The organism is Lysinibacillus sp. IITD104 (assembly GCF_036698265.2).
Classification (GTDB): domain Bacteria; phylum Bacillota; class Bacilli; order Bacillales_A; family Planococcaceae; genus Lysinibacillus; species Lysinibacillus boronitolerans.
On record NZ_JBAHYH020000001.1, the window covers coordinates 3,697,780 to 3,706,217 of the forward strand.

General features: G+C 35.1%; 11 protein-coding genes. 5 read left to right on the forward strand and 6 right to left on the reverse strand.

Annotated features, from left to right (window positions below; all coding sequences use genetic code 11):
- Positions 1-21: 21 nt before the first annotated feature.
- Positions 22-342 carry a helix-turn-helix domain-containing protein gene (locus tag V1L66_RS18790; RefSeq protein ID WP_016992449.1) on the reverse strand — a complete coding sequence of 107 codons (321 nt, stop codon included), beginning with the start codon at positions 340-342 and terminating at the stop codon, positions 22-24.
- A gap of 158 nt (positions 343-500) precedes the next feature.
- Between V1L66_RS18790 and V1L66_RS18795 the strand changes: the two genes are divergently transcribed.
- Positions 501-893 (forward strand): DoxX family protein, encoded by a 393-nt coding sequence (locus tag V1L66_RS18795; protein ID WP_048391993.1) that lies wholly within the window; start codon positions 501-503, stop codon positions 891-893.
- Positions 894-961: 68 nt separating this feature from the next.
- Here V1L66_RS18795 and V1L66_RS18800 read toward each other — a convergent pair whose 3' ends face one another.
- The 3 genes from V1L66_RS18800 to V1L66_RS18810 form a co-directional block, all read right to left on the reverse strand.
- Complete coding sequence (locus V1L66_RS18800) at positions 962-1,828, reverse strand: NAD(P)-dependent oxidoreductase (RefSeq protein ID WP_048391994.1); 867 nt, start codon at positions 1,826-1,828, stop codon at positions 962-964.
- 300 nt (positions 1,829-2,128) lie between these two features.
- Complete coding sequence (locus V1L66_RS18805; RefSeq protein WP_004224595.1) at positions 2,129-2,305, reverse strand: aspartyl-phosphate phosphatase Spo0E family protein; 177 nt, start codon at positions 2,303-2,305, stop codon at positions 2,129-2,131.
- A 92-nt stretch (positions 2,306-2,397) separates the two neighbouring features.
- Positions 2,398-2,586, reverse strand: coding sequence for a hypothetical protein (locus V1L66_RS18810; RefSeq protein ID WP_048391995.1), 189 nt, complete (start codon positions 2,584-2,586; stop codon positions 2,398-2,400).
- A 123-nt stretch (positions 2,587-2,709) separates the two neighbouring features.
- Between V1L66_RS18810 and V1L66_RS18815 the strand changes: the two genes are divergently transcribed.
- From V1L66_RS18815 to V1L66_RS18825, 3 genes are all read left to right on the forward strand, one after another.
- Positions 2,710-2,898 (forward strand): DUF2187 family protein, encoded by a 189-nt coding sequence (locus V1L66_RS18815; protein WP_004224583.1) that lies wholly within the window; start codon positions 2,710-2,712, stop codon positions 2,896-2,898.
- 79 nt (positions 2,899-2,977) lie between these two features.
- A complete protein-coding gene (locus tag V1L66_RS18820) occupies positions 2,978-3,595 on the forward strand; it encodes a CPBP family intramembrane glutamic endopeptidase (protein ID WP_036075766.1) in 618 nt (205 codons plus the stop codon).
- Between the two features lie 61 nt (positions 3,596-3,656).
- Positions 3,657-4,343, forward strand: a complete 687-nt coding sequence (locus V1L66_RS18825; RefSeq protein ID WP_333006598.1) for a hypothetical protein — start codon at positions 3,657-3,659, stop codon at positions 4,341-4,343.
- An 86-nt stretch (positions 4,344-4,429) separates the two neighbouring features.
- Here V1L66_RS18825 and V1L66_RS18830 read toward each other — a convergent pair whose 3' ends face one another.
- A complete protein-coding gene (locus tag V1L66_RS18830; RefSeq protein WP_016992454.1) occupies positions 4,430-4,876 on the reverse strand; it encodes a MarR family winged helix-turn-helix transcriptional regulator in 447 nt (148 codons plus the stop codon).
- 122 nt (positions 4,877-4,998) lie between these two features.
- Positions 4,999-6,366, reverse strand: a complete 1,368-nt coding sequence (locus V1L66_RS18835; protein WP_333006599.1) for an ATP-binding protein — start codon at positions 6,364-6,366, stop codon at positions 4,999-5,001.
- 310 nt (positions 6,367-6,676) lie between these two features.
- Between V1L66_RS18835 and V1L66_RS18840 the strand changes: the two genes are divergently transcribed.
- Positions 6,677-8,416: a B12-binding domain-containing radical SAM protein gene (locus V1L66_RS18840; RefSeq protein WP_333006600.1), complete on the forward strand. Its 1,740-nt coding sequence runs from the start codon at positions 6,677-6,679 to the stop codon at positions 8,414-8,416.
- Positions 8,417-8,438: the final 22 nt, after the last annotated feature.

Here is an 8,438-nt window from a genome sequence, read left to right on the forward strand (position 1 = left end):
CCTCGCTTGAATACCTTTTTATCATTCTATATCTATGGTTACCCATTCAGAGGACCATTGCTCAATCGCTTTTAGCACAGGTGCAATAGCATAACCCTTTTCCGTTAGTTCATACTCAATGACAACTGGTGTTGATGGAATTACTGTACGTAGCACTATTTGCTCAGTCTCTAACTCCTTTAAACGTTCTGTTAATACACGACTACTAATATTCAACTGATTTTTAATGGTCGAATACCTTTGCGGACCATCTAATAGCTGATAAATAAGTAGCGTATTCCAACGATGATTTAATATCATGAGTGCTTTTTCAAATCGCGGACAAATATTTTTTTGATCCAAATGACTTCCCCCCTTTGTATATTAGTTCCTATTTAAGAGTATATCACTTTTTAAAAAAACTTGTTCTAAAAACACATTAAGTTACTTGACAAAAGTTGTTTTTAAAAATAAACTAAGTTACGAATTGTAAGCAAAAAAAGATAAGGAGTTACTTTATTATGCAAAATATTGGTTCAACAATTTTACGTATCGTTCTAGGCGTTATTTTTGCAGTGCATGGTTTTCAAAAATTTCAAGGTGGCATTAGCTATACAGCTGACTTCTTTGATAGCCTAGGTATACCAGGATTTATGGCGTATATCGTGGCAATTATTGAATTAGTTGGTGGAATTGCAATTATTTTAGGTTTAGCAACAAGAATATTTGGTGCTTTATTAACCATTACAATGATTGTGGCGATCTTTACAGCAAAACTTAGCATCGGCTTTATCGGGGCAGATGGATTGGCTGGTTATGAATTAGATTTAGCTTTAGGTGCAATAGCTCTTTACTTTACTCTCGCAGGCGCATCCAGCTTCTCACTGGATTCTCAACTTTTCGGGAAAGAGTAAAACAAAAAAACCTGAAGGTCTCCCATTTAAGGAGCCTTCAGGTTTCCTATTCAGAATCCCATCGCGAATTATTTATAATACTTTAAGAGTGCTTGTGTACCATTATCACCATAGCCTGCTGCGATTAATTTCTCATACATTTCATAGGCTAATGCAAGTCCTGGTAATGTTATGCCCATTTTGTTTGACTCGTCTAAAGCTATTTTCATATCCTTTACAAAATGTTTAATATAAAAGCCTGGTGCAAAATCTTCTTTTATCATACGTGGGGCTAAATTGCTTAAAGACCATGAACCTGCTGCACCTGAAGAGATCGATTGTAAAACGGTAGGTAAATCTAATCCTGCCTTTAGTCCATAAGCTAGTGATTCACACACGCCAATCATACCAGAGGCAATAACAATTTGATTGCACATCTTTGCATGCTGCCCAGCTCCTGCTTCACCCTGATAAATTATATTTTCTCCAAATTGCTTCATAATTGGCAATACCTTGTCGTATGTGACCTGATCGCCACCAATCATGATAGACAAAGTGCCATTTTGAGCACCAATATCCCCACCTGAAACAGGGGCGTCTAAAGCCTCTACACCGATGGATTGAGCATACATATAAATTTTCTTTGCTAAAGATGGCTCTGAAGTCGTCATATCAATGACAATATTGCCTTGTTCTGCTGTTTGGAAGAGGCCATTTTCCCCAAAATATACTTCCTCTACATCTGAAGGATAGCCAACCATTGTAAAGGCAATTTCATGATTTTTAAATGCTTCAGCAGGTGAGCTTGCCCATGACGCCCCTAAGGCAACAAGAGGCTCTGCTTTTTCTTGCGTACGAGTATAGACGGTTACTTCATGACCATTTTTTAGTAAATGCTTAATAATACTAGCACCCATTACTCCAGTTCCAATAAATGCAATACGTTTCTTTGTCATATGTACATGCTCCTTTGTTCTAGAATGTCTGTACTCTCCGTGAGAGTCCAACTCTATATCTTTTCAGTTTAGGTGAAGGAATGAAATAATTCAAACTCTTCCCACAACTTGTACTAAAATTTATATGTAGGGCATATATACCGAATAAGCAAAAAAAAGAGAGCAAGTGATTGGGGGATCACTGCTCTAAAGGGGGAAATGAGAATGTTGCTGTGTTCATAGTAAGTTATTCCCCATTGAAATGCATTTTAAACATATATGTTAAAATGTTTTTTACTCTGAATACTGGAACAATCTTTTTTAGTCTTCTTGATCTTTTTCTTCTTCAAATGCCATCTGTCTATAATAAGTATTCATTAACTGATCTAATCTGCGACTCAGTTGAATGGTTTTTGCATTTTGTAACCCGTTTTCTACACCTGAGCGAATCATCATCTCACGAGTTTGTTCCATTTGTTTCAAGAGTAGATTGACCATTCATACAACCCTCCACACACAAATAATCATACCATTATTATACATTTATATTTCATTTCTTACAGCATTAACTTACGACAATGTTCGACAAATTAACTTCTAGGTGTTTCAGTATAAGTATAGATAATTCGCCCATTTTGCTTGGCCTCACCTCTATAATGTTTAAATAATGGGTGTTTTACAAGAATTTCACGAAATTCGTAAAATTCTTCCTTTTGAATTTCAATACTTTCTCTTTCCCCATTTTGTAATTGTTTAAGCATATTTTCGTATTTTTCCATGAACTTTATTCCTCTCTTTGCCTCATTTGTGTAATAAATTATGAATTATTTAAAAAAAGCTTTACGTTTACCAATTTTTCATGCAAACTGTATATTATTAGTCGATGAAGGAGCTGACTGTCTGTGAAAATAGCTGAAGTTGGAAATATTATCGAGTTTAAAAATGGTCTCCAAGGTATTGTAGAAAAGGTAAATGAAAATTCGGTGATCGTTAACTTAACATATATGGAGAATTTTGATTCCCTTGAAATTGAAGAAAAAACGGTCGTCAATCATAAACGATATAAAATTTTATATACTAATGAAGCTTAATAGTCTGAATAGTCCCTATTTGTCTTAATAGATGATAAGGGACTATTTTTTTGATAAGATTAGGGTATGGAGGTCGAATATGCTAACAAATTCGAAACAAACAATACTATTTCTCCTTTCTTTATTATTCGTTTATGGCATGCTTGCTTTTACCTTTGCTAACCAAGCGGTATTTTGGTACATGTATGCATTCACTCTACTAGTATGTATTGCCATTGCCATTTTAGCTGGCTCCATCGAAGATCAATTACCTACATGGCAATTTTTACTCTTTGGTATTGGATACGGTACCATCACATATGGTATTATTCGCTTTGGTTACTGGCTCGCTCCATATATTAATAATAACTTAGTACAATCCGTTCAAAAATTTTTAGCAAGCTACGGACCACAAAATATTTGGCACTATGTTTTACTCGTATTTATCGTTTCCATAGGTGAAGAATTATTTTGGCGTGGTTATATCCAACAACAGTTAAAACGCTTTATGCGCCCAACTTTGGCTGTCATAGTTACCGCAGTATTATGTGCTGTCTCAATTGCCCTAAGCGGATTTATGCTTGGTGTCATTGCTGCACTGGTAACAAGCATTATTTGGGGCTTCTTATATGAATGGCGTAAAAGTATGCCACTTGTTATTGTAGCTCATGTCGTTTTTGTACTATTATTATTTTTAGTGTTGCCTTTAACATCATAACATTAATATTTGGAAACATTTTATCTTTACTAACGTTTAATTTAGAAAAGGAGGGTTTTTTATGCAAAAAAAATTAGTTTCTATTCTTGCATTATTACTAACAGCCGTATTAGTTGTAGGTTGTAATACATCTGATAAAACAGGGGATTCAGATGCTCAACAAAATGAGCCATCAAATACTGCTGCCGATCAAAAACCATCTGGAGATGATACAGCAGGTGAATCAAATGAGGAAGAAGATACACCTGCAGCAAATGATACAAATACAGAGGATGCTAAACAGCCTCAACAAGATGTGAAATACGTCCAAAAGGGTGTAGATAAAACAGAAAAGGCAACTGAATCAGCAAGTGTTGATCAAAGCTATAAACTACAACAGCTTCCTGGATTTACACTGACACAAGAAGAACCTGGTAAAGACATGTTAGTGTCAAATGATGATGATGAAGTGTTTATGCGTATTGAAACAATTGAAGCTTCACAATCGAGCTTTGAAGAAGTAAAAACAACTATGCAAGATTATATGAACGCAGTGGGAGAAACAGTAGCTCTAACAGCTGAGGAATTAGCAGCATTTAAAGATGTTCAAAATATCGAGGGTTATGTTGTGGACTTCGACACTGAGAAAGTAATTGGGGTTGTATTTGAGAAAGATGGTCTCATTACGAAATTAACTATTCATGATAATGATGAACAAGATTTAACAGATGCTATGCTTAATATGGCAGCAACTATATCTAAAAAATAATAAAATACTAAGGACGATAGACTATTGTCTATCGTCCTTACCTTTTCATCACAAAAAAGTTGTCTCAAATCAATGAGACAACTTTTTTAATAAGATAGGTCCTTTATAGAAAGGCCTATTTTCTTCAATAGCGTAATAGCTTGTTCTTTTTCTTCTGATGAAAGTACACTCATTAATTCATGCAAATGCTGCTCGTGTTTTGGGAACAGCTCACCCATAAAGGCTTCACCTTCCGAGGTGATTTCTGCATACGTAACACGACGATCAGCAGGACAAGATACTCGTAATAAGTAACCTCTCTTCTCCAGCTTATCAATGACATACGTAATAGACCCACTGGCTAATAAAATTTTATTGCCAATTTGCTGTAATGGCTGTCTTCCTTTATGATAGAGAAGTTCTAGAACAGCAAATTCAGTTGGGTTTAAACCATTATCCTGAAATAATTGATGTGTTGTTTCATTAATTGCTTTTAGTGCACGTGACAATACAATATATAATTTTAAAGATTGTTTTAGATCTTCTGACGGCATATTCTTTTCCTCTCACTTCGCTCTTTATACATGACATTATAGCGACATTAGAAAAGCATTGTCAAAAGCAATATATGATTTAGAAGGTTTTGTTGTTCATTATGCAACCATTTTTACTCTCTTTATGTTACTAAATAAGCAGAATCTTTTGTGGATACTTCCATTGTATCCAGCTGATTGAATGTGTAAATTGGAAACTGCAGATGGAAGCATGTCCCCTTCTGTAATTCGCTACTAACACCGATTACACCTTCATGCTCTTCAATCACCTTTTTCACGAAAGCAAGGCCCAGTCCTGTCCCTGATGATTTTGTCGTGTAAAAAGGCTGGAATAGGTTTTGAAGTGTCGTGCTGTCCATGCCAACACCTTCATCTTTAATCATAAGTTCGACAATCGCACAGTCATTTGTTGCCATTTCGACGGTAATCGTTCCACCATTATTCATGGATTCCATTGCATTTTTAATTAAATTCATCAGCACTTGTTTTAATCGATTCTCGTTGCCGCCAATATATACTTGATTAGAAGTTGAAATATACTGAATCATAATATTTTTCATGAGTGCATCAGGTAGCATAAACTCAATGACTTGCTTTACAATATGATCCAGTTCTAATAATTCCACTTTCATCGTTGTTGGCTTTGACAATACTAATAATTCGGATAAGATTTGTTCCATCCGTTGAAGCTCACTGTCAATAACAGAGAGATACATGCGTGATTCATCATCAGCATTTAACTTTAGTAATTCAGTAAAACCCTTTAAAGAAGTTAATGGGTTACGAATTTCATGCGCAATGCTCGCAGCCATCTGTCCAACAACGTTTAATGCTTGCTGATGCTCAACTTTATGCTGAAGTTGCTTTTTCTCTGTTTCATCATTGATAACAGTGACAATAATATTATTGTATTCATCAAAAATACTTGAAATTTCATAATAGCAAGTTCTGCTTACTTGTGTTTCGTCGACTACATGAATGCTTGCATGTTTTTCACCCATTAGCTTAGAAAGGTAGGTTGTAATTTGCCCTTTTTTCAATGTAAAAGAATCAAATATATGCTGATGCGCTTTATGAAGGAGCTGTGAATTTTCAACTTTCAGAAACATTTCGGCATACTTATTAAGCCCAAGAATAATACCACTAGCGTCACTAACAATAACAGCATAAGGTAAGTAATCGTAGGCATTAAAAGATTGCGCTCTCTCATGTGCTTGACTAATATATAATTTATGGGCAACATCATCATTCAATGTTGAAATTTGCGCAACAATTTCCTCTGTATTGGGATCGTAAAAACATTTGAAAGATAACATTTCGTAGTCATTTCCAACTGTGCGAATATTGAAAATTTCCTCTGAACGTAAATCATTTTGTAACTGTTTGACGAACTTAGTCCATTTAAAATTAGATGGCTCGTCCATAGCTAAATAGCCAATATAGGTTAAATTAAGATTGAAAAGCTTGATAGCAGCCTCATTGACGTTCAAAATTTTCCCTGCTTTATTGAGTATAAGTGTTGGTGACGAAGTACTTTTCATAAGATTTCCAAAACATTGATTAATATCATTTTGCTTCAACTTTCTCACCGAACCTTTCAAAAGAGTAAAAAACCTCTAAATCGAATTTTGAGCCTTTACTATACTTTATGACAGCACGATTCTATTATTACAAAATTTAGTAAATTTAAGTATTTTAAATTATTTCACGAACTGTTCACAAAATAAATAGGTAAAAAGAATTATATTGTATGTCAGATACTTGACTGATACAATAGGATGTTGAAAGGAAGATTATTGCATGAATACTATTTTAACTACTTTAAATGCAAAGTATATTCACACAAATTTAGCATTGCGCTATTTGAAAGGCGCAGCTTTACCGGAGTTTAATCCAATTATAGCAGAGTATACTATTAAAGACCCTGCTTTTAATATTGTATCAGATTTATTCCAAAAAAAACCTCATATCGTTGGATTTAGTTGCTATATCTGGAACATCGAAGAAACAATTCACGTGATTAAAATGTTAAAAACTGTCTGTCCAAATGTTAAAATTTTGCTCGGGGGACCTGAGGTATCTTATGATTGTCACCATTGGTTACGTCGAATACCTGAGGTAGATTTCATTGTGATGGGTGAAGGAGAAACTTCATTTAAACAATTACTGCGCTACTTCCACGGTGAAATATTGTTAGAAGATGTTCCTGGTATTTGTTATTTAGAGGATGAGAAAGTCAAGATTCACGCTATGCCGCCTAAAATTGATTTGCGTGAATTACCAAGTCCATTCCGTTTTGAGGAGGATCTTCCCCATCTAGGTAAACGAATTCAATATATTGAAACAAGCCGAGGCTGCCCATTTAGCTGCCAATTTTGTTTATCTTCTATTGAAGTTGGTGTCCGATACTTTAACCGTGAAAAAATAAAAGAGGATATTCGTTTCTTAATGGATAACGGAGCTCGAACAATTAAATTCGTGGATCGTACCTTCAACATCAGTCGTAGCTATGCAATGGAAATGTTCCAATTTTTAATTGATGAACACAAACCTGGCGTGGTATTCCAATTTGAAATCACGGCTGATATAATGCGCCCTGAAGTCATTCAATTCTTAAATGACAATGCACCAAAAGGTTTGTTCCGATTCGAAATAGGTGTTCAATCAACAAACGATTTAACAAATACTCTTGTAAAACGTCGTCAAAACTTTGAAAAGTTAAAGCGAACAGTAACCATGGTGAAAGATGGCGGAAAAATAGATCAACATTTAGATTTAATTGCTGGTTTACCAGAGGAAGATTACGCTAGCTTCCGTCAAACATTTAATGATGTTTTTGCAATGCGACCAGAGGAATTACAGCTTGGCTTTTTGAAACTTTTACGCGGCACAGGACTTCGATTAGAAGCCGAAAAGTTTGGCTATACCTATGTGGATCTATCACCTTACGAAATCTTTTCAAATAATGTACTAACTTTTGATGATATCGTTCGCATTAAACATGCAGAGGATGTTCTTGAGAAGTATTGGAATGATCACCGTATGGATCATACGATTGAATACTTAGTTACAGAGGTCTTTGATACACCATTTGATTTCTTCCAAAATTTCGGAACATATTGGGAAACAAAAGGTTGGTCTCGTATTGGCCATCAACTGGAGGATTTATTCCGCCGTTTATTAATGTTTTTAGAAACGATAGATAATGTGAATTTAAACATTGTCCAGAGTTTAATGCAGCTAGATTACTTAATGGCTCAGCAGTTCCAACCACGGAAGCTGTGGTGGAATGAGCGTCCTACTGAGGAGCAGCAAAAAACTCTTTACCATGCTTTACGAGAAAATCCAGCTATCGCAGGCGAGGAATTTGCTAACTTTAAGTTAACTGAAAAAGAGTTGTTTAAGCATACCTTGATTATCCCTCATGCACTTGACTACCAAGAGTTTGCAAATGGCAAAATTGTACAAAAAAATGGCTATCTGTTAACCTATTTCCGTCATGGCCAAGCGCCTTATTTTGCAACAATCTACTCTAACTAATAAGAAAAGCTAGTCCTGTAAT

Bases quoted from the DNA above. Each gene is read 5' to 3' on its own strand.
- V1L66_RS18800 (WP_048391994.1), bottom strand. From the start codon at position 1,828: ATGACAAAGAAACGTATTGCATTTATTGGAACTGGAGTAATGGGTGCT.
- V1L66_RS18795 (WP_048391993.1), top strand. From the start codon at position 501: ATGCAAAATATTGGTTCAACAATTTTACGTATCGTTCTAGGCGTTATT.
- V1L66_RS18820 (WP_036075766.1), top strand. From the start codon at position 2,978: ATGCTAACAAATTCGAAACAAACAATACTATTTCTCCTTTCTTTATTA.
- V1L66_RS18840 (WP_333006600.1), top strand. From the start codon at position 6,677: ATGAATACTATTTTAACTACTTTAAATGCAAAGTATATTCACACAAAT.
- V1L66_RS18830 (WP_016992454.1), bottom strand. From the start codon at position 4,876: ATGCCGTCAGAAGATCTAAAACAATCTTTAAAATTATATATTGTATTG.
- V1L66_RS18805 (WP_004224595.1), bottom strand. From the start codon at position 2,305: ATGGTCAATCTACTCTTGAAACAAATGGAACAAACTCGTGAGATGATG.
- V1L66_RS18825 (WP_333006598.1), top strand. From the start codon at position 3,657: ATGCAAAAAAAATTAGTTTCTATTCTTGCATTATTACTAACAGCCGTA.
- V1L66_RS18810 (WP_048391995.1), bottom strand. From the start codon at position 2,586: ATGGAAAAATACGAAAATATGCTTAAACAATTACAAAATGGGGAAAGA.